This window comes from Streptococcus hillyeri (genome assembly GCF_041081565.1).
GTDB lineage: Bacteria > Bacillota > Bacilli > Lactobacillales > Streptococcaceae > Streptococcus > Streptococcus hillyeri.
This window is the reverse complement of record NZ_CP163513.1, coordinates 217,197-239,710: the sequence shown is the minus strand read 5'-3', so window position 1 is coordinate 239,710 and position 22,514 is coordinate 217,197. Positions and strand designations below refer to the sequence as shown.

Genomic DNA, 22,514 nt, shown 5'->3' with positions numbered 1-22,514 from the left:
TAAATTCGGTTTTTAGCGATTTTTTTGTTATTTTTAAGAGAGTTTTATAAAATTTCCGAACCTTGTGTTGAGTGAAGAGGTTCAACTATTCCTATCATTGACTTAGCGCAGTATCCTTGGCAAATAGCCGAAATACACCATCTTCCTGTTTATATAAACGAAAACTAACGTGTCCTTGATAGCCATTAAGATAAACCATTTCAAGACTTTGTCGCACCTCTTTACTTCCTATAAGGGATAAGAGAGATTTGTCTGGAAGCCCGTATTTAGCAATAACCTCATCATAACTAACTCCTCCATCACCGGTATTGCCATCTCCCACCGTTACCTTTCCAAACTCCTCTAGGGTCCACTCAAATTTAGGATCATCTTTCCCAGCTACAGGATAGGCATCATCCTCTAAACTATAAGCATCCTTTGACTGTAAATAATACTCATCACCACTCTTGTAAAAATTCAAATTGATATCTCCCCGATCTCTAGGATCTTTCTCAGAAGTGTAAGCAAAGTTAGTATAAATGCCATAATCGTAGGTAAGGTAAAGGGATCTTTCATCAAAATATGAGTCATAAAAATAAGCATCTGAAGGTTTTCCATAATCCTGCAACACCTTTGTTAAGGTTGCGCCCCCACCATCATATATATTTCCAACCTCTAGGGATAAAAAATTCTCAATCCCCCATTTGAAATCAAATTCTTTTTCGCTCGCTATTAGTTGCTTGGTAAAATCCGTCCTTATTTCTGACTCATTTATTGAATTTTCGGTCGTCACATCAGCTGACTTAAATTGATAAACCTTCTCAACACTTTTATCTTCCACTTTCTTATCTGATTGATTTCGTTGCAGCCATATCAATATCAAAAGACCAAAAACAGCCAATAGGCCGTACCCAACATAAGCTTTGATTTTTTGAGATTTCTGATATTCTCTTTCAAACTCTACATGGAGTGCTTTTTCTAAACTCCCAAAAGATTCCTTCTTTTTAACTTTCTTACTCACTGCAATCTCCATTCCTTGTGTGACAAACGATATTCCTGCGCTTGACTTTGCTTATAAAAGGTTAAATATAGGTGACGGTTCTCAAAATGATAAGATATAATAATCTGCCTATCATCATTATAACCTGAGGTTTCGTAAGACTTAGGATACCCGTATTTATCTAGGATATCTTCTAATGTATCACCACCCAGCCCATCTGTACTTCCTACTTTTAACCCTTGCACAACTTTCTCTGTCCATTCGTCAGAAGCAGTATCCGATTTTTGGTCAGTGTAGGGCAAAACAGGCAATCTATAAAAAGATTTAGAACTTAGGATTGGTTCGTCAATATTTTTAAAAATCAAAGTAATCAGAGCACCTTGATTAAACTGCCCTGAAAATGCTCCCTGATCATAGGTTAATTCTACACCAGGATCTCCTGCGATTATCAAATCCCTACTACTCGATGGGCGACCATAGCTTTCTAACACATCGTTGATTGTAGTACCTTTCCGAAGTTCCGAAAAGTTTTCTTCTGTCCATTTGAATTGAAATTCCTGCGCCGTTTTTGCCGGTAACTCAGACACACTTTTAAAGGTTAATCGACTTGGCGTCACCAGCCTAATAACCAGAAAGCCCATCACCAAAAGCCCAATAAGAACAATAAACCTCTTCCTTAAATAAAGAGGTAATTTTTCATCAAGCCAACGACGCTCCATTGCCTGGTCTAACTCCCTACCAAGCATTTGAAAATCCTGCTTTTTATTATCCATACTCTCTCCTATCTCAAATGATCTAATACTCAACCAAAATCAAAATTAGCATATTGAGCAAACTCAAGGACCAATAAAGGTATCAATTTCCCAGCGCTTCTTTCGCTGTGGTGGCATTCTTATTAGTGAAACTGTCCAGTGGACAGTTTTAGCCCAAGCTCAGAAATAAAAGAGCGAGGGGAATTGGCTTGATAAGAACGGGCTTTTTGGGAGAACTACAGAAATTGAAAGTCAATTTCGTAGTAGTTCCCCCGCAAGGATGATTAGGTTGGACGCTGTCGAGTAGTCGACAAGTACAGCCAATCATCTACTGCGATAGAGATAGGCTCAAATCTAGCAATAAAACTCCAAAGGAGGTTGTGATACTGACTTCGTCAGCTCTATTTCCCACCTAAAAAGGTTTCCCAAACCTTATCGACTGTGACGAACTCTGTTCGTCTTATTTCCCACCTCCAAAGGTCTCCCAGACCTTTGGAGCGTCCGCACTTTTAAGAAAGAAGCAAAAAAGTAATTTTTGATTTTTGACAAGTATAAATTATACCAACGAAAATCTTGGTATAGACTATTTGCTATCACATTTACTCTATACCATCTAATATAGCATAAAAACAAGAACTTTTCCCAGAAACATGAGTAAAATCTTGTCCTTACTTCAGTTTTACGATAGAATAAATATCATACTACAATTATATTTGGGAGTGTATCAAAGATGTCCCATCACCATTCAAATCCTAACAATACAGGTAATGTTTTTCTAAAAGGTATTGTCTTTCTCATTTTATTGGCTGTTCTCATCAAGTCAATCTTGCCAATCGTCGTTGTTGGTGCTATCGGCTATGGAGTTTATCGCCTAGCTACACGCCAAGCCAGTTTAGAAAAACGCAACACGAGCCTACGCTTACAAGATCTTAGAGACGATATTCACCAAACAGATAGTCAAGTTAAACTATTAGAAAAATATTTAAGCAATAAAGACTACGGTCAGTACACCCTACTTGCCCGAGAGGTGCTTCCTCAGGTGGAACATATCAGGGACGAGAGCGAAGCTTTGAAAGATAAGATGGACCTCAACATCTACAAACGTGTGAATAAAAAAGCGACTGATGTTATCACAGACATTCAAAAACAATTAAAACGGTTAGATATCGCTCCTGATCTCAAGGCTGCTTCTGCTGAAGAAAAATCACTTCTTGAAAATGCTCCTGAACTTCTGACGATTTACCGTAATATTCAAAGAGACCACGGGGTTATTCTAGATAAGATTGAACAGATGGATAATAAGGCAGAATTGCTAGCCATTCACGAGAGTGAAATGAATCGTTTCAAGGATATTCTTTCTGGCTACCTGAAAATCAAGCAATCACCAAAAGATTTTTATAATGCTGACGAACGCTTATCTCAGGCTAAAGCAACCTTAGAAAAATTTGATTTGTCCCTAGACGAAACCCTACGCAAGCTCAACGAACAAGAACTCAAAGATTTTGAAATTAGCATGCGCATGATGGAAGATACCAATACTGGTTCTGATATTTATTAAAAGGAGATGACCATGGCCGACTTTAACTTCGATATTGATAAAATTGCTAATAACGCCATCACAAAAACAGATAAAACTACTGAAATTATCGCCACAGAGACAACAACCTCGACTGGGCAAATTTCTTTCCTTGAAAAATTAAGTCCTGAGCAGCAGGCTGCGATTACTGAAAAAGCTCCTGCTCTCGTTGATAATTTCTTGGTGGATCAAAATGCCTTGCTTGATTTTGGAACAGCTGCCGTTGAACAAGTCAATACAACAGTTAACCACATCTTATCTGAACAGAAAAAATTAGAAATTCCTCAAGTTGATGAACTTTTAAAAAATACCAACCGTGAGCTTAATGGTTTTATCGCTAAATACAAGGATGTGAAACCAGCTGAATTGGAAGAAAAACCAAACTTCTTGCAACGTTTATTTAAACAAAGCAAAAACACTCTTCAAGAATTCTACTTCGATTCACAGAATATCGAACAAAAGATGGATGGTATGGCTGCTTCCGTTGTTAAACAAGAAGAGATCTTAGCTCGTAACATCGTCTCAGCTGAAATGCTAATTGAAGACAATACCAAGTCTATCGAAAATCTAGTGGGAGTGATTTCATTTCTTGAAGCCACCAGCCTTGAAGGTGCTAAACGCGCTAGCCAATTGCAGGCTGAAATTGCGACTCTTGAAACACAAAGCCCAGAATTTCATACCAAATCTGAAGAACTGGCACGCATAACTGAAGTCATCAATACCTTGGAACAACAGCATACCGAGTATGTCAGCCGTCTTTATGTGGCTTGGGCAACCACACCTCAGATGCGCAACCTGGTTAAGGTTTCCTCAGATATGCGGCAAAAATTAGGCATGTTACGCCGTAACACGATTCCTACAATGAAGCTCTCAATTGCCCAACTCGGCATGTTGCAACAGTCTGTCAAATCTGGTGTCACTGCAGATGCTATTGTCAACGCTAACAATGCAGCTCTCCAAATGCTTGCTGAGACAAGTAAGGAAGCCATTCCTGCTCTGGAACGTTCTGCCCAAAGTCCAACAGTATCCATGACATCTGTTGCTGCCTTAGCAGAAAGCCTTGTCGCTCAAAACAATGGTATCATCGCCGCTATTGAAACTGGTCGCAAGCAACGTGCTCAACTAGAAACAGCCATCATCAAGTCAGCTGAAACCATCAACGATTCTGTTAAATTGCGTGATGAGAAAATCGTCGCTGCCCTCCTCAACGAAGGAAAACAAGTTCAAGAAGAAGTTGAGCGTCCAAGGGAAGACGTCACACCCAACTAAAGAGAGTGGCACAATTTCAAGCAGTATTATTTTTATAAACTAAATGACATAAACGAGGCTAAAGCAAGTCTCGTTTTCTCTTGTTTATGTTATAATAAGAACATTATGGATAAACTTATTAAATCAATTGCAACATCTGGTTCTTTCCGTGCCTATGTTCTTGATAGCACTGAAACTGTTAGAACCGCTCAAGAAAAACACCAAACCCTCTCCTCTTCTACTGTCGCACTTGGACGTACATTGATTGCTAATCAGATTTTAGCAGCCAACCAAAAAGGCGACAGCAAAATCACTGTCAAAGTGATCGGTGACAGTTCCTTTGGTCACATCATTTCAGTTGCTGATACAAAGGGACATGTCAAAGGCTACATCCAAAACACTGGTGTTGATATCAAAAAAACTGCCACTGGTGAAGTATTAGTTGGGCCATTCATGGGAAATGGACACTTTGTTAGTATCATCGACTACGGTACAGGTAACCCCTACACTTCTACAACTCCTCTTATCTCAGGAGAAATTGGAGAAGATTTTGCTTACTATTTGACCGAATCAGAGCAAACACCGTCAGCTGTCGGGCTCAATGTCCTTCTAGATGAAAATGACAAGGTTAAGGTTGCGGGTGGCTTCATGCTTCAAGTCCTCCCAGGAGCTTCTGAGGAAGAAATCACACGCTACGAAAAACGCATTCAGGAAATGCCTGCTATTTCAACCCTTCTTGAATCAGACAATCACACCCAAGCTCTACTAGAAGCTATTTATGGAGATGATGACTACAAAGTGCTTTCTGAAGAAGAAATCGGTTTTGCCTGCGACTGCTCACGTGAACGTTTTGAAGGCGCTCTTATCACTCTTGGAAAAGCAGAGCTGGAAGCCATGGCTAAGGAAGACCACGGGGCTGAAATCACTTGCCAATTCTGTGGAAATCACTACAACTTCACCGAAACTGATTTGGAGGATCTTATCAATGACTAAACTCAGTTCATCCTTTATGATTGGAAACGTTGAAATTCCACACCGCACTGTTTTAGCTCCGATGGCTGGAGTTACCAACTCTGCCTTTCGTACCATTGCTAAAGAATTTGGTGCAGGTCTCGTCGTTATGGAAATGATTTCCGAAAAAGGACTTCTTTACAACAATGAAAAAACCCTCCACATGCTCCACATCGATGAAAATGAACACCCAATGTCCATTCAATTATTCGGTGGAGACGCAGAAGGTCTTAAACGCGCAGCTGATTTCATTCAAAATAATACCAAAGCTGATATCGTTGATATCAATATGGGATGCCCTGTGAACAAAGTTGTCAAAAATGAAGCTGGTGCTAAGTGGCTAAAAGACCCAGACAAGATTTACCACATCGTTAAAGAAGTAACTTCTGTTCTTGATATCCCATTGACTGTCAAGATGCGCACAGGTTGGTCTGATAGCTCTCTAGCAGTTGAAAATGCCCTTGCTGCAGAATCAGCTGGTGTTTCTGCGCTTGCCATGCATGGCCGTACCCGTGAACAAATGTACACTGGTACTTGTGACCATGAAACCCTTGCTCGTGTTGCCAAAGCCATTACAAAAATTCCATTCATCGGAAATGGAGATGTTCGTAGTGTCAAAGATGCTAAATTCATGATTGAAGAACTTGGTGTGGATGCCGTTATGATTGGCCGCGCAGCCCTTAACAATCCACATCTCTTCACTCAGATCAATCACTTCTTTGAAACCGGTGAAGAATTACCTGATCTTCCTTTTGTCAAAAAACTGGACATCGCAGAAGAACACCTTCGCCGTCTCGTTAATCTCAAAGGTGAAAAAGTAGCTGTCCGTGAATTCCGAGGACTTGCTCCTTACTATCTCCGTGGTACTTCTGGCGCTGCTAAAGTTCGTTCAGCTGTTGCTAAGGCTGAAACATTTGAGGAAGTTCAAGGACATTTTAATACCTTGAGATGATTTCCAACTTGCTCCAAACGAGCATAATAAATAAAAGAGGCTGGGGAAGACTTCCATGATAGCTTACCCAGCCTTTGTCATATATTTTCAAAAAAACAAGCCTTTTTTTGAAAACTTTTTCACAGTATAATACGCTATCATAATGAGAATCTGTCAGAAATCGTAATTTTGAAGCATTCACTTCCAATAACCTACTGCATCAAATGATCGCTACCCTAAAGAGAGGTTGGGACCTTTGTCCCAACCTCATTATGCTATTTAAAGCATTTTTCTTCTTTATTTACAGATACTTCTCTTTTAAATCCATCGTGACAGTTGTAATCACAGAAAAATCTTGACTAACTTTCAGAAGGATAATCGCTCCTTGAATACTGGCAATAATCTGCTGAGCTTCTTGGAGGCATTTTTTCTTTGACCAGCTTCGATGACTACCATTCAAAACCTTCGATAACTCGCTCTGCCATTCTTCCATAAACCCTTGAAGCAATAAGCGAAATTCTTCATCCTTCGTCGAGAGCTCCACAATGAGGTTACCTACTGGACAACCATTAAAAACGTCTCCTTCTTGGTTTAAGTGAAAATTGTAAACCCAATCTAGCATGGCTAAAAATTTAGCTGAAGGCGATTTGTCTGATTGGAAAATACTTTGAAATAATTCCACCCGCCATTGCTCTAAAAGCAGTTTCGTTGCAACTAAGCCCAACTCCTTCTTCGATGAAAAATAATGGTACAACTGCCCTTTCCCCACACCAGATGCAGTCAAAATATCGCTTATTGACGTGGCAACATAGCCTTTTAAATATATAAGCTCTTGCGTCTTTAATATAATCGTATCTCTTACTGCCATATCAAGTCCTTTCAAGCGAGTTTCATAAATTTAAGGAGGGGGAAATGAGATGTTTTGATTCCTAGGTGACATTTTTTACAAATCATTAAAAGCTGATTGTTACAATTGTACCAATTGGTACAGAAATGTCAAGTTAGTCAGATAACTTACGAGGAATAGGCATGTGCTATTTTCTAAAGACACACCATTTTTATATGTGATACCATCTTCACGTTAATTCTACTGAGAATGGTCTTTCAAGTCATAGTCATTTGTCATAAAAGCACCTAACTAAAAATAAATAAATTAATAGCTAAATGAATATTTCAAAAAAATGACATTTTTGTTGATTTTGAAACATATTTGTAATATAATGTAATCAAATCAACACAATAAATAAGGAGTAGCCTCATGAAAAACAGCCAGAAAGCAACTGCCATCGTCCTACTAACTAGTCTCTTCCTATTAGGAGCTTGTGGAAAAAAAGAAAGTAAGTCTACAAATAACCAATCTACTGTTCAAAGCAGCAAAGTTACTCCTAAAAAATCTGAAAAATCTTCTTCAACTACCAAGAATACCTCAAAAGCATCTGATTCAAGCACAGAAACTACTTTAGCGAGCAACTCTAGCAATGCAGAAACACAAGCAACTACCAGCCAAGCACAAACTGTCCAACCAGCTCATACTAGCTCTTCTATCGACATCGATGCACTCCTCAACGAAGACTTAACAACCATCGCTGGAACTTGGTCTAATGACCTAGGGGAAATTATCACCATTAACCAAGATGGGCAAGTAACAAGCACACAAAAAACAACAACACTCCAAATTTCTCAAGGAAGAGTTCATGATAATTGCTTCTTTGCAGGCATCGGTGATCCTAACCAATTGGTAGGGGGAGCTGTCTTTATCGTCATCCCTGCCAATGTTCCGAATCCTCATTTTGGAGATGTAACAGACACCGACCGCATCCTTATCGGACAATCCGCTGATGCTGACGACCATCCATTTACGAGAAATTAAACAGTAAAATGAAAAGCATAAAATCTGTCTGTTTGAACGAGATTTTATGCTTTTTACTATATTAATACTTAACCAAATTCAAAAATTACTTTCTTGTTTCTTTCTTAAAAGTGCGGACGCTCAAAAGGTTCAGGGAACCTTTTGAGGTGGGAAATAGAGTTGACAAAGTCAACATCAAAACCTCCTTTGGAGTTTCATTGCTACTTTTTTAAGCCTCTCTATCGCAAAAAGTCCGTTCTTGGCAAGCAAATTACCCTCGCTTTTTAATTTCTAAACTCAGGCTGAAACTGTCCACTGGACAGTTTCACTAATAAGAATACCACTATAGCGAAAGAAACATTTTTCTCGCTACGCTCATCACTATCTCAACGATATTAGTGGTTCTAAAATTCTAATTTTGATTTGGAATGAGTATAATATCGACTTCTTAATCGATTCAATAGAAAAAGTCTAATCATTCCAGAATTTTTTTGCGATTTCCTGACCTTGTTTGATTTTTTCCCATTGTTGTGGAATGGCAAGTTCATTTCCCGAGTCGCATGAGGCAAAACCACATTGGTGAGAGAGGAAAAGACGCTCTTTTGGCAAAATTTGGCTAGCTTCCTCAAGCAAGGCAAGGGCACGTTCTTCATCATCAAGTGTTGTCGTTTTAGAAGACAAAAGACCTAAAACAACTTCTGCTTCACTATCTTTTAAAGCTTCTAATGCACGAATATCACCGGCTACGTCGCTATCCCACTCTAAGAAGAAACGGTCATAGTGTTGCTCTGCCAAGAATTTTTTCGCAATAGCTTCGTAAGTCCCTTCTGCAGCAGAACGGCTTTCGTAATTTCCACGACAGTTATGAGTCCAAACCGTTAAGCCAATCTCATGAGCATAATCCACAACCTCATTATTGATGGCAATAAATTCATCCGCTAAATCTGCTAAGGCAGCATTACCATCAGCGAAGAAAGAGGCAGGATTTGACTCGTCAAAGAGTTCCCAAAGGCAGTCGTCAAACTGAATGATTTCACCACCTGCTTCTTTGTATTCAGCTAAAAATTCTTTGTAAGCCTGAATCAAGCCTTTTTTCAATTCTTCGTTTGTCTCATAAACTTGGCCTTCACCAGCTAGTTTATCAAAAATAGCTAGTTCTGTATAGGCATGAGCTGGTCCCCAAATGGTTTGTTTCGTTTGTTCACCACCTGCTTCTGCCTTAACTAATTTAAAAATGTTAAGGAAATGATGGCCTTTTCCTGAAAGTGGCTCTGTGATACGAATCCCAATGTCTTTTCGTGTTTCAAAATCTCCGCCATCGTGGTCATTGAAGCGGTAGCCATGCTCCGCAATATAGCGTTCAATTCCTTTGAGGCCCCATACAAAATCAAGATGCCACATAGAACGACCATACTCCCCATCTGTTAAAATATCAATACCATTTGATTTTTGATCTACAATAATCTGCTTGATGCCAGCTGTTTCGGTTTCTTGGTAACCAGGTAGAGCATCATAGAAAGGATATTGAATATCATCACGGTGCTCAATTTCAGTTTTGAATTCACGAAGATTTGCTGGACGAAGGAGTGAGCTGACTAGTTGAAATTTAGATTGTGCCATGTGTCTTACCTCATTTATTTGTTATGGTATTATTATAAACTATAACTAATTTGTTGAAAAATAGTTGTTTTATAAGTTTTAGTATAGTTTTAAACTATATTAAAAAGAGAGAGTGGACAAAAAATCTTCAAAATAGCAAATGGCTTAGAGTAACGTCGTCAAAAAACGTTGATTCTAAGCCATTTTATTTTGTTCCATTTTCAACAGCAAGACTAAAATTTAAGTTTTTGACCAACCACTTCTTGTTTTAATGTGAAAAGTAGATTGACGCAGTAGCTTACTTATTATCAAGCCATATCAAATTTTAATTTTCCTTTAGAGAAACCGATTTTTAGAGTTTGTCCTTGGGCTAGCTCACCAGCTAAGATGAGTTCAGATAGTTTATCCTCAACTTCTGTTTGGATGGTGCGACGCAGTGGGCGAGCTCCCATTTCAATATCATAGCCATCTTGGGCCAGATGTTTCAGAGCTGCTGGTTGGAACTTCAAGGTCACTCCCTTGTCTGCCAAAGCTTTCACCAAAGGTTGAACCATGATCGTCACAATCTCACGCATATGCACCTCTTCAAGACTGTGGAAGACCACTTTTTCATCTATACGGTTGATAAACTCTGGGCGGTAAGCCTTTTTCAATTCCTCCAGGATACGTTTCTCCATAGCCTTATGGTCGTGGGAAATGGCTTGCGCTCCAAATCCAACGGTCTTATCATCACGGAGAGCGGTTGCCCCAAGATTTGAGGTCATGATGATAATGGTATTTGAAAAGTCAACTTTACGTCCACGACTATCTGTCAGAACACCGTCATCGAGAACCTGTAACAGCACATTGAAAATGTCTGGATGGGCTTTTTCAACCTCATCAAAGAGTAAAACTGAATAAGGTTTATTACGAACTTTCTCAGTCAATTCGCCACCCTCATCGTAACCAACATAACCTGGAGGGGCACCGTTAAGACGACTTGCCGCAAATTTTTCCATGTACTCAGACATGTCAAAGCGAATAAGAGCTGATTCATCATCAAAGAGCACTTCTGCTAAAGCTTTTGCCAACTCCGTCTTACCAACACCCGTTGGGCCTAGGAACATGAAGGAACCAATTGGTCGTTTCCCTGTACGAATGCCTGATTGATTGCGACGAATGGCACGACTAATAGCTGAAACAGCGGCATCTTGACCAACAACACGTTTGTGTAACTCCGTCTCTAGGTTCAAGTATTTCTGGCTGTCTTTCTGACTTAATTTTTCCACAGGAATCCCTGATAGGCGACTTAGAGTTGTTAAAATATGGTCTTCGGTCACAGGGATTGCTGGACGAAGGGTCTCTTTTTGTGAGACTTTTAATAACTGGCTAACACGTTTTAAGTCTCCTGCAAGCAGAGCTTGGTCAACTGGGCTAAGAGTCTCTTGGACTTCTTTTTTAGTCATGACCTGAACAGTAGCACTAGCCTCATCAAGCAAATCAATAGCCGAATCTGGTAACTGTTTCGTTGTTAAGTAACGATGCGCAGCTTTGACAGCCGTCGCAATCGCTTCATCTGAGATAGAAACATTGTGAAAAGCCTCGTAACTTGGTCTAAGTCCTTTTAAAATGGCAATAGCGTCAGCTTGGCTTGGCTCTTCAATGATAATTTTTGCAAATCGACGAGAGAGAGCGGCATCTTTTTCAAGATGTTTTTGGTACTCAGCCTGTGTGGTAGCTCCAACCATGTGAAGGGTTCCACGTGAAAGGGCAGGTTTCAAGATATTGGCTGCATCAAGCGTCCCATCAACACCGCTACCAGTCCCCATAATAGTATGAAGTTCATCAATAAAGAGAATGATTTTCCCATCTGTTTCGATGTCTTCGATGATTTGATTCATTCGCTCTTCAAAGTCACCTCGAAAACGTGTTCCTGCAACCACAGACATCATATCAAGTTCTAAGACTCTCATGTCTTGGAGCTCATATGGGATTTCTCCAGTAGCAATACGCTGGGCAAGGCCGTAAGCTAGAGCTGTTTTTCCGACACCGGCATCCCCAACTAGGACAGGATTATTTTTTGTCTTACGGCTCAATACCTGAATCATGCGTGTTACTTCTTTGTCGCGTCCGATAACAGGATCTAACAATCCCTGCTCTGCCATTGCCGTCAAATCACGTGTAAAATCAGAAAGTTCCCCTGCTGTTGAAGGTGGCTTCATCATATCAGAGAAGTTGCCAGCAGATTTTGCTTTTTTAGGTTTTCTCAATTCATGAATGGCTTTCAAATCTTCTTTAGTGATTCCCGCATGACGCTCCAAAGTCTTGCGCAGATCAATTAAGCGAAGAGAATTCCCATCATCCTTGACCTTGAAGCCCACTAACTCTAAAATTCTCGTTGCCAGTAAGTCAGCATTCACTAACATAGCAAAAAGAACGTGCTCTGTTCCGACTTCATCATTAGCCATCACTTGAGCAATAGCTAACGCATAGTCAAGAACCTCTTTTAAGGCTTTAGACGATGGACGCAGAAAATCAGTCCTTTTCACATCATCCTGCGGAGCTTTTCCCATGGCTAAAATAGCTGCCGCTTCATACTCCTCTAAAGGAAATTCATCCTCATACTCTGAAAAACTAAGACCTGCTACAGAATCATGGAGGGCCACCATCCCTAAAAGCAAATGCCAAGTCTCTAGGTAAAGACTTTCATAGCGGGCTGCCTGCTCTTGTCCTAAGCGAAAGACTTCCTGCATTTTTAACGAATATTTAACCATACTTAACCTTTTCTATCTAATCTTTGAAGAATTTTCCGAAGTTGCCTTGCCCTTATCTGATTAGCATCAACTCCCAAAATCTCATCGCTACATATGCCTAGCAACAGATTACCTTCTCGCTCAGTAATCACCCCGTGATCATAAAGGAGCTGCATCACATCAGCAAAAACTTGCTCGCTAGGATTTTGGCAATGCTTGCTAAGCAAATCTCCTAAAAAATGGTGCTGGTCAGAGAAAGCAACTTTAACAATACGAATATAGCCACCACCACCTCGCTTGCTCTCAACAACATAGCCACGACTTTCCGTGAAACGTGTTTTAATCACATAGTTAATCTGGCTAGGAACCACTTGAAAAGATTCCGCCAGTTGCGACCGTTGAATTTCTGCAACACCTGTTTGGGCAAGCAAGCGTTTGATGTGTTCTTCAATATAATCAGATGTATTTTTTAACGCCATCGGCCCCTCTTTTCATTCCTCATTACCTCCAGCTATCACTTTTCTAATATCGCTTTTGCTGATCGAAAAACTAGAGGTTTTTGACTAATACTGACCTTATTATAACAAAAAGTACAATATTTTTGTAGTATTTGATTAGCTGAATCATTCCCGTAGTTGCTATTTTCAATGAGTGATTTCACTCTAGAAAATTCGATTTTTTGAAAAATAATCAAATACCCCTATTATCCCCAATCCAACTGTCCTTACACCAACAATTTCAATTACCTTTATATCTGAAATGCCAAAACTTTGTGGAGATAATTCTGAAAAATGGACAGTCTTCTATAAGTTGATACTCTAAAATGTTAATAAAGTCAATTAGTTTTTATTTAGTATTTTTGTTAGCACTTCTCCTAATGTGGTGTGGGGCGCTCAAAAGGTCTAGGAGACCTTTTGAGGTGGGAAATGAAGCTGACCAAGTCAGTGTCAGAACCTCCCCTCCTACAGAGTTCCATTCCTTCTTGGCAAGCCTAGGTTTCCTTCGCTCCCAGGTTTCTAAGCTCAGGCTGAGAGTGGGACAGAAGTCATGATTTCGAAGAAATTGACTTCGTCGTCCCACCTCCGCACAGTTGATTAGGATGGCCGCTAACGATTGCGTGGTAGTAAAATAGTCCAGTGGACTATTTTAGGTGGACACTTGAAAATGAAGAAGTGTCCAGTTGCAGACCTCCAATCAACCACTGCGTCAATCTGTTATTACCATTAAAAATAGAAGGTTGAAATATTTATGCCCCAACCTCACTAATAAGAATACCACCATGGCGAAAGAAGCTCTGGTAAATCAAGCCATTTATTGGTTCTTAATTTAACTTAAACTGCTAATTTTAATTTTGGATGAGTATCAGTGGTTATTAGGGACAAAAAATAGGAGACCGGAATTTTTTCCAGTCTCACTAAGAATAGATTTAAAGAGATAGGCGACAACTTGAGGGTTGACGAGGTTCCGCATTGGAAATAGACAGTTTATCGTTATACCTGTCTTCGCTAATGAGTTGATAATCTTTGAGCAATAAAATGGAATGGTATTGTTGCAAATCCTCTGTACACTCTTCACACCAGCGGAGCTCTTTATTATCCCAAAAAGCTGCTAAATAATCCGAACGGCTCTCAAAATAGGGAAAGCCTTTCTGCAAGTCCTGCCACTGTTTTAAGAAATGCTGTTCCGCTTCTTCAAAAGTGCTAAACTCTTGGAGTTCAGTGATATCTTCTTTCCAATCATCTAAAAACCACCAAGGCTCGAAATCTCCACATAAATTGATTACTTGATACATAATTTAAACGCAAGGGACAAAAGCAGCTATTGACTGCCTGATATTCAAATAAGGATAGACCTTTTTCTTGATAAACTTGTCCCCGTTCAGTTAGACCTATTAACTGAACATTCCTTTCCACTATTTATCTAACTGTTCGATTATTATAAACCTTTTTTAAAGAAATAGGAAAATATATGCTCAGAATGCGTTTTCAACTTTTTCACTGATTTTCCAAAATAGAAAATCAGGATTAAAATCACCAATGATTGTCACTAGTAATATGATTAACAGTACTGTAACGTCCTTTAATTCGTATCTTTTTTCTTATCACCAAATGTAATCCAGCTAAATACAGATAATAATAGCCAGCCCAGTAACGCTAGGAAATTAAATTGTTCACCTGTCTCAGGTAGTTTGGCAGAAGTCGTCTCAGCGGTAGTGTTATTTGATTCCTTTGTAGCCATTTGATCAACTTTTTGATTTTGAGTACCTAATTGTTGGATTAGTAACTCTGCTTCTGGTTTTTGAGCTTGTGTGATACCTGAGCCTTTCGCCGTTTCCCAGATTAACTCTGGTTTAGATTCTTGAACAAGCCCTGAACCTTTAGCAGTCTCCCAGATTAACTCTGGTTTAGATTCTTGAACAAGACCTGAGCCTTTGGCGATTTCCCAAACTAATTCGGGTTTCTCTTCTTGAACAAGACCTAAGCCTTTAGCAGTCTTCCAGATTAACTCTGGTTTAGATTCTTGAACAAGCCCTGAACCTTTTGCTGTTTCCTACAATAACTCTGGTTTAGATTCTTGAACAAGACCTGAACCTTTCGCGATTTCCCAAACTAATTCGGGTTTCTCTTCTTGAACAAGACCTGAACCTTTCGCGGTCTCCCAGATTAATTCGGGTTTTGCATCTTGAACAAGACCTGAGCCTTTCGCGATTTCCCAGATTAACTCTGGTTTCGCATCTTGAACGAGACCTGGACCTTTTGCGGTCTCCCAAACTAATTCGGGTTTTGCATCTTGAACAAGCCCTGAGCCTTTGGCGATTTCCCAAACTAATTCGGGTTTCTCTTCTTGAACAAGACCTGAACCTTTCGCGATTTCCCAGATTAACTCTGGTTTCGCATCTTGAGCAAGCCCTGAGCCTTTTGCTGTTTCTATTTGATCTTTTACTAAGACAGTCTCAACTAATTCATTATAATCTAATGCTGCTCGCAAGATTGCCAATTTAACTTTACGGACATTAGTTGCCTGTGTTGGGAAACCAAGGCGGCTAGCAACTTCAGAATCTGTTACAGTAGCAGTTGTCCAGCTAGGTTCAACCTGAGCTTTAAAGTTTTTGATAACTGCCAAATCTTTTTGAATAGCCACCTTCAAATCTGCCATTAAGGTATCTGTTTCCCAAAGATGATTAACTGCTTCTAATTCTGATAAGCGGTTATACTGAGCTTTCTTATAATCAGCCCAGCTTTTTTCCGTGTCATCGGCTAAGATTTTAGAAAACACCTCTTGGTCACTTGTATAACGGTTACTCAAATAGTCTACAAAAGCATCCCAGCCCTGCCAACCAAGAATTTCATAGGCATTACGTTTAAAGCTAATATCACCTACCGTATTCATACCAGAAGGAGCAACATTCGCTGCATAAAAACTTTCTAATAGCGGTACATTATCATATTGGTTGGTATCAAGATTGCGGATAAATGGTGTTACCCCTCGTGGGATAAACTGACCACTGACCGCTGCTTGATCCACTAAATCTGCAACACTGGTTGCTGGCTTAAACTCCGCTTGACCGAGTTTTCCAAATGGGACAAACTGGTCATTGGTTGATTTATTTGCCACACGCGCTGTATCAACAGCACCACTACGCAACTGTGGATTCACTTGAGCAACCTTATTAAAGTAAATCGCTTGATCTTCAGCTGATAGGCTAGCAAGAGCTGCTTCAGCCTCTTTAACTTCTAAGTAGGCAACCAAATCCATCAAGTTTCTACTATAGTTTTCCAAGGCTTCTTTAGACGTTTGAGGAAGCGCTGCCTGAACACGATTTGGTGTCTTGGCAATCTCAATAGCTGTGTTCAAGTTAAAGACAGGAACAAATTCACTCGCTTTTTGATTTTGCGTATTGTCAATCACCTCAAACAAGCCACGTACATAAAGCTCCGCTCCTTGACCTTTTCTACGACCATTCTTTTGATAAGTCCCACCAAACAATCCTTCTTCATCATTACTGTGGGTTAATTCATGAGTGAAAACAGCTAATCCTGCCGCTTCTTTGGCCATCAAGCGATTTTCAAAAATGCGCATTGACGTTTGACTCGTAGACATTCCACCCAAATTCTTAGCGTTAGAATAGGTAGAATCATAGTAATTCATTGGTACAAAGAAATTAATGACAGCCTTCTCTGCATTATCTCCCTCACTCGGTGACCAACCAATTTTTCCAGATGTATTATAGCGGTTCATGGTGTCAATAGCCAATGTGAAAGAAATTGGTTTCACCTTGACCGACTCTAAGAACTTCACAAAATTCTCTTGGTAAGCCAATGGCTGCGCAAAGAATGGTAACTCGGGTTGCTTATCTCCTCTAGCTTTGTTAAAGTTCGCTAATTCTGGGAATTGATCAACATAGCTAGCCAGCATTCCAACCGATACCGTTTTAGAAGTTGTTGCTGCGTAAAGGCCTTTCCCTTGTGACAAGAGCGGTAAAATCAACTCCGGTCTATTTGCCTTCAATAAGTCAAAAATACGTGTTCCAGAAACTGACCCAACTAGAGCTTGTGTCTGCTCCTCAAAATAATCAGCTGCCGATTTCCCTTTTTCTTGGGCTAAACGTTCCACCAAATCTGCTGGATTAGCTGTACCAGTGTAATAAGCTACTTTACGATCTTGAAATTGATTAATGTTTTGAAGTAAGGTCATAGACCGCTTCACCCGTTGAGGGTCTTTTAGTGATACCGTACCATATGCTTTTAAGCGATCGTAAGCAGTATCACGTTCTGCAGTTCCACTAATCATTTGTGGATCAAAGACTAAGCGCTCTGGCAAATCCGCCGCAAACGAAAATTGTTGTTGCAAATAGAGAACACCACGATACAGAGCCCCTAAATCCGCTCTCAATTGGGAAACTGTCAATTGCTGGTTAGTTGCCAACAACCCTTTATCCAAGAAAGAAGTCAACAACGTCTTAGCCTCTGGTGCTAAATTGCTAAACGCCTCATCCTTATAAAGGTCGGCATTGGCGGCAGCTAGGGCTTGTTTATTTGCCTGTGCAACAATACCTTTCAAAACCTCAGTATTAGTAATATCTTCGCCACGGTTTTTAGCTTCGGTGCGCAATTTAGTGATGGTCGGCGTTAAATACTTTGTAATTTGGTCAATTGTCAACGATGTGACAGGTTTCACCACATCACGAAGAGCAACTTCATTAGCCTTAGTTTCAAAGTTAGTGACCACTATCTCATTCAAACGCTTTTGATCGTCACTACTTAATATTGCTATAACCTTGCTATTCGGGAATGTTGCCGCTTCTTCTGTTAAAACATCTATAGCAGTCTGAGACCCTGTCGTTGCTGTAGTTGCGGCTCTAAATCCTGTCTGAGAAAGAGGAGCACTTGCATCTTCTTCACTCTTTGACACTTCTTTAGGAGCTTCTACCGCTGTATTTTCAGGAGATACTTTATCAGTCACCTCTAGGTCTTTTGTCAATGGTAGAGCAGTAGACTCAGAATCCTGTGGTTGAAGTTGTTGTGTCTCTTCTACGTCTTCTAAAACTGGCTCACTACCTAAGATCGGCTGTTCTTCCTTAGTCAGCAAAGGTGCTGAATCCTCTGAAGCCTGTTTCAAATCAGATACAACTACTGCAGTAGACTCCGCAGTATCAGTGACAACATCTGCTCGAACAACTGCACCTGATAAAAAAGCATATCCGATGCAAATAGAACAAACACCTACTGATAATTTTTTAATTGAGAATCGTTGGATTCTTGGCATGGGGTATTAATCTCCTAAGTTAATATAATTACTCTCTTAGTATAACATGGTTTAACCTATTTACCTAATTATATACACTTAATCAAGTATATTTTAATATTATTTCCAGCTGGCAAGGAATCTTAGAGATCCCTTTTTGCCATGAGAGAGACACCATTAATCACTTATAAAATGAATAAGCCTGGTAGGTATAAAATATTGCCTATCTTGATTTTTATAAGTTCCCCACCATAATTCACAAAGAGGCATTTTTATTAACAGATACTCAAAAAGACGACCCCTTCAGGAGTCGCCTTGTTTTATGATTTTCCAAATCAGCTACCAATCGATTCAAAAAACCAATTTAAGCAACGATTATCTTATTCTGCTTCTGTTGTAACCACTTCTTCTGTCGTTTCTGCTTCTTCAATGATTTCAACTTCATTGATTGCTTGTGGTTCAATGTTGCGGTAACGAGCCATACCAGTACCAGCTGGGATGATTTTACCGATGATAACATTTTCTTTAAGACCAAGAAGGTGATCTTTCTTACCACGGATAGCAGCATCTGTAAGAACACGTGTTGTTTCTTGGAAGGATGCAGCCGACAAGAATGAGTTAGTTTCAAGAGAAGCTTTTGTAATTCCCATGAGGACTGGACGAGATGTCGCTGGAATACCACCAGAAATAACAATTTCTTTGTTAGCATCTGTGAAATCTGCGATATCCATCAAAGTACCTGGAAGAAGATCAGTATCACCTGGATCCATAACACGAACTTTGCGAAGCATTTGGCGAACCATTACCTCAACGTGTTTATCTCCGATTTCTACCCCTTGGCTACGGTATACTTTTTGAACTTCCGCAAGCAAGTAAGTTTCAACAGAAAGTGTGTCACGAACTTCAAGTAAACGTTTTGGCTGGATTGACCCTTCCGTAAGGGCCGCACCACGAGCAACTTCGTCACCAACAGCAACTTTCATGCGAGCTGTAAATGGTACGACATATTCTCCCATACCAGTCTCACCTTGAACGTAAACTTTCTTAGTACGTGTTGACGCATCTTCTTCAATCTCGATAACAGTACCTTTAACTTCTGTGATAACTGCTTCCCCTTTAGGGTTACGAGCTTCAAAGATCTCTTGGATACGTGGAAGACCCTGAGTGATATCGGTATTTGAGGCTACACCACCCGTGTGGAAGGTACGCATTGTAAGCTGAGTACCTGGCTCACCGATAGATTGCGCAGCGATTGTACCAACTGCTTCACCAACTTCAACCGCATCGCCTGTTGCCAAGTTGATACCATAACAGTGACGGCAAACACCATGACGCGTGTTACATGTGAACACAGAACGAATCGTCACTTCTTCAACACCTGCATTAACAATTTCAGCAGCTTTATCTTCTGTGATTAACTTGTTAGGGCCAATGATAACAGCACCTGTCTCTGGATGTTTAACAGTTTTCTTAGTGTAACGACCTTGAAGACGCTCTTCAAGAGTTTCTGTAACTTCCTTACCATCTGTAATAGCACGGATAAGAAGACCACGGTCAGTACCACAATCATCTTCACGGATAATAACATCTTGGGCAACGTCAACCAAACGACGAGTAAGGTAACCTGAGTCGGCTGTCTTAAGAGCCGTATCCGTCATACCTTTACGCGCACCGTGAGTTGAGAAGAACATTTCCAAAACGCTAAGACCTTCACGGAAGTTTGACAGGATAGGAAGTTCCATGATGCGTCCATTAGGAGCAGCCATCAAACCACGCATACCCGCAAGTTGCGAGAAGTTTGAGATGTTACCACGGGCTCCTGAGTCCATCATCATAACGATTGGGTTCTTAGGATCTTGTGTCTCAATCAAGCGTTTTTCAAGAGCTTCTTTAGCTTCACGCCATGTTGTTGTAACCGCAACATAACGGTCATCATCTGTCATCAAACCACGACGGAAGGCTTTATTGATTTGCTCAACTTTTTCGTGAGCTGCTTCAATAATCTCAGCTTTGTTATCAATAACAGGGATGTCGGCAATACCCACAGTCAAGCCAGCAAGAGTTGAGTGATAGTAACCAAGGTCTTTCAAACGGTCAAGGAAAGCAGAAGTTTCTGTTGTACGAAGACGTTTGAAGGTTTCAGCAATGATATTACCAAGATTTTTCTTCTTGAATGGCACATTGATTGCTAAGCCATCAATCACTTCTTGGATGTTTTGTCCTGGTTCAAGGAAGTATTTATCAGGTGTTCCTTCTGTCAAGTTTGCATTGTTTGGCTCTTGAAGGTAAGGAATTTCTGCTGGAATCACATCATTAAAGAGGATTTTACCAACAGTTGTCACCATGATTTTGTGAAGTTGATTTGGTTTCCAAGGTTTATTTGGCATGCTATCAACAGCAATACCGACACGTGAGTGCAAGTGAACATAACCATTGCGGTAAGCCATAACAGCTTCATCGCGGTCCTTGAAGACCATACCTTCACCTTCACGACCAGCATCTTCCATTGTAAGGTAGTAGTTACCAAGTACCATATCCTGAGATGGGGTAACAACTGGTTTACCATCTTTAGGGTTCAAAATGTGCTCCGCAGCAAGCATCAAAAGACGAGCTTCTGCTTGAGCTTCTTCTGAAAGTGGCACGTGGATCGCCATTTGGTCTCCATCGAAGTCGGCATTGTAGGCCTCACACACAAGTGGGTGAAGACGAAGGGCTTTACCATCGATAAGAACTGGTTCAAAGGCTTGGATACCAAGACGGTGAAGAGTCGGTGCGCGGTTAAGAAGAACTGGGTGTTCTTTGATTACTTCTTCAAGAAGGTCCCAAATGCGCTCGTCTCCACGCTCAACCATACGTTTAGCCGCTTTAACGTTACCAGCCATATCACGGGCAACGATTTCACGCATCACAAATGGTTTGAAGAGCTCAATTGCCATTTCACGTGGCACACCACATTGGTACATTTTAAGCGTTGGACCAACGGCAATAACGGAACGTCCTGAGAAGTCAACACGTTTACCGAGCAAGTTTTGACGGAAACGTCCTTGTTTACCTTTAAGCATGTGGCTCAAAGATTTCAATGGACGGCTACCTGGTCCTGTAATTGGACGACCACGACGACCATTATCAATAAGCGCATCGACCGCTTCTTGCAACATACGTTTTTCGTTTTGCACGATGATACCTGGAGCGTTAAGTTCCAAGAGACGAGCCAAACGGTTGTTACGGTTGATAACACGGCGGTAAAGGTCATTCAAGTCAGAAGCGGCAAAACGACCACCATCCAATTGAACCATCGGACGTAAATCTGGTGGAATAACTGGCAAGATGTTAAGAATCATCCATTCAGGTTTGTTTCCAGATTTATAGAAAGCGTCAAGCACGTCCAATCGACGAACAGCTTTAACACGTTTTTGACCTGTTGCTGACTTCAACTCTTCTTTAAGCTCTGCGATTTCTTTTGACAAATCGACGCGTTTAAGAAGATCTTGGATAGCTTCCGCACCCATTTTCGCAACAAATGAACCGTAGCCGTACTCTTGAAGTTTTTCACGGTATTCACGTTCAGTCAAAAGTGATTTTGGCTCAAGTGGGGTATCCATTGGATCAATGACCACATAAGCAGCAAAATAAATAACTTCTTCAAGCGCACGTGGACTCATATCAAGGGTAAGCCCCATACGTGATGGAATACCTTTGAAGTACCAAATGTGAGAAATTGGTGCTTTAAGCTCGATGTGTCCCATACGTTCACGACGAACTTTAGCACGTGTCACTTCGACACCACAACGGTCGCAGACAATTCCTTTATAACGGATACGTTTGTATTTACCACAAGCACATTCCCAGTCTTTTGTAGGTCCAAAAATGACTTCGTCAAAGAGACCTTCACGTTCTGGTTTGAGCGTACGGTAGTTGATTGTTTCAGGTTTTTTAACTTCACCATAAGACCATGAACGGACCTTACTTGGTGAGGCTAATGTGATTTGCATAGATTTAAAACGATTTACGTCAACCACTAGTATTACCTTTCTTTTTTCTTTTGAACATAGCAGAGCTACATTCAGACAGAGCATTCAGAGGTATTAGGAG

At 40.4% G+C, this 22,514-nt stretch carries 15 protein-coding genes; 5 read left to right on the top strand and 10 right to left on the bottom strand.

Features of this window, described 5'->3' with window-relative positions; genetic code table 11:
• Positions 1 to 94: 94 nt before the first annotated feature.
• A complete protein-coding gene (locus AB6M99_RS01205) occupies positions 95 to 1,000 on the bottom strand; it encodes a hypothetical protein (RefSeq protein WP_121835014.1) in 906 nt (301 codons plus the stop codon).
• Positions 997 to 1,752, bottom strand: coding sequence for a hypothetical protein (locus tag AB6M99_RS01200; RefSeq protein WP_121835013.1), 756 nt, complete (start codon positions 1,750 to 1,752; stop codon positions 997 to 999). The genes AB6M99_RS01205 and AB6M99_RS01200 overlap by 4 nt, the downstream gene beginning before the upstream one ends.
• Positions 1,753 to 2,461: 709 nt before the next feature.
• On the opposite strand from AB6M99_RS01200, the gene AB6M99_RS01195 reads away from it, so the two are divergent.
• From AB6M99_RS01195 to dusB, 4 genes are all read left to right on the top strand, one after another.
• Positions 2,462 to 3,289 (top strand): hypothetical protein, encoded by an 828-nt coding sequence (locus AB6M99_RS01195; protein WP_121835012.1) that lies wholly within the window; start codon positions 2,462 to 2,464, stop codon positions 3,287 to 3,289.
• Between the two features lie 12 nt (positions 3,290 to 3,301).
• Positions 3,302 to 4,576 (top strand): toxic anion resistance protein, encoded by a 1,275-nt coding sequence (locus AB6M99_RS01190; RefSeq protein ID WP_121835011.1) that lies wholly within the window; start codon positions 3,302 to 3,304, stop codon positions 4,574 to 4,576.
• A 105-nt stretch (positions 4,577 to 4,681) separates the two neighbouring features.
• Positions 4,682 to 5,548, top strand: a complete 867-nt coding sequence (gene hslO / locus AB6M99_RS01185) for an Hsp33 family molecular chaperone HslO (protein ID WP_121835010.1) — start codon at positions 4,682 to 4,684, stop codon at positions 5,546 to 5,548.
• Complete coding sequence (gene dusB, locus AB6M99_RS01180) at positions 5,541 to 6,518, top strand: tRNA dihydrouridine synthase DusB (RefSeq protein ID WP_369350980.1); 978 nt, start codon at positions 5,541 to 5,543, stop codon at positions 6,516 to 6,518. The genes hslO and dusB overlap by 8 nt, the downstream gene beginning before the upstream one ends.
• A 280-nt stretch (positions 6,519 to 6,798) precedes the next feature.
• Here the strand turns inward: dusB and AB6M99_RS01175 are convergent, their stop codons facing one another.
• A complete protein-coding gene (locus tag AB6M99_RS01175; RefSeq protein WP_121835008.1) occupies positions 6,799 to 7,365 on the bottom strand; it encodes a TetR/AcrR family transcriptional regulator in 567 nt (188 codons plus the stop codon).
• 390 nt (positions 7,366 to 7,755) lie between these two features.
• Between AB6M99_RS01175 and AB6M99_RS01170 the strand changes: the two genes are divergently transcribed.
• On the top strand, positions 7,756 to 8,367 hold the full coding sequence (locus tag AB6M99_RS01170; protein ID WP_121835007.1) for a DUF6287 domain-containing protein: 612 nt from the start codon (positions 7,756 to 7,758) through the stop codon (positions 8,365 to 8,367).
• A 450-nt stretch (positions 8,368 to 8,817) separates the two neighbouring features.
• On the opposite strand, the gene AB6M99_RS01165 is transcribed toward AB6M99_RS01170, so the two are convergent.
• From AB6M99_RS01165 to rpoC, 7 genes are all read right to left on the bottom strand, one after another.
• Complete coding sequence (locus AB6M99_RS01165) at positions 8,818 to 9,966, bottom strand: cobalamin-independent methionine synthase II family protein (protein WP_121835006.1); 1,149 nt, start codon at positions 9,964 to 9,966, stop codon at positions 8,818 to 8,820.
• A gap of 287 nt (positions 9,967 to 10,253) precedes the next feature.
• Positions 10,254 to 12,698: an ATP-dependent Clp protease ATP-binding subunit gene (locus AB6M99_RS01160; protein ID WP_121835005.1), complete on the bottom strand. Its 2,445-nt coding sequence runs from the start codon at positions 12,696 to 12,698 to the stop codon at positions 10,254 to 10,256.
• Positions 12,699 to 12,700: 2 nt separating this feature from the next.
• Positions 12,701 to 13,156 carry a CtsR family transcriptional regulator gene (locus AB6M99_RS01155; protein ID WP_121835004.1) on the bottom strand — a complete coding sequence of 152 codons (456 nt, stop codon included), beginning with the start codon at positions 13,154 to 13,156 and terminating at the stop codon, positions 12,701 to 12,703.
• A gap of 947 nt (positions 13,157 to 14,103) precedes the next feature.
• Complete coding sequence (locus tag AB6M99_RS01150; RefSeq protein ID WP_121835003.1) at positions 14,104 to 14,469, bottom strand: DUF1033 family protein; 366 nt, start codon at positions 14,467 to 14,469, stop codon at positions 14,104 to 14,106.
• Between the two features lie 287 nt (positions 14,470 to 14,756).
• Positions 14,757 to 14,915: an LPXTG cell wall anchor domain-containing protein gene (locus tag AB6M99_RS01145; protein WP_121835002.1), complete on the bottom strand. Its 159-nt coding sequence runs from the start codon at positions 14,913 to 14,915 to the stop codon at positions 14,757 to 14,759.
• Positions 14,916 to 15,227: 312 nt separating this feature from the next.
• Positions 15,228 to 18,443 (bottom strand): ZmpA/ZmpB/ZmpC family metallo-endopeptidase, encoded by a 3,216-nt coding sequence (locus tag AB6M99_RS01140; protein WP_369350978.1) that lies wholly within the window; start codon positions 18,441 to 18,443, stop codon positions 15,228 to 15,230.
• A 359-nt stretch (positions 18,444 to 18,802) separates the two neighbouring features.
• Positions 18,803 to 22,441 carry a DNA-directed RNA polymerase subunit beta' gene (gene rpoC, locus AB6M99_RS01135; protein WP_369350977.1) on the bottom strand — a complete coding sequence of 1,213 codons (3,639 nt, stop codon included), beginning with the start codon at positions 22,439 to 22,441 and terminating at the stop codon, positions 18,803 to 18,805.
• Between the last annotated feature and the right edge of the window lie 73 nt (positions 22,442 to 22,514).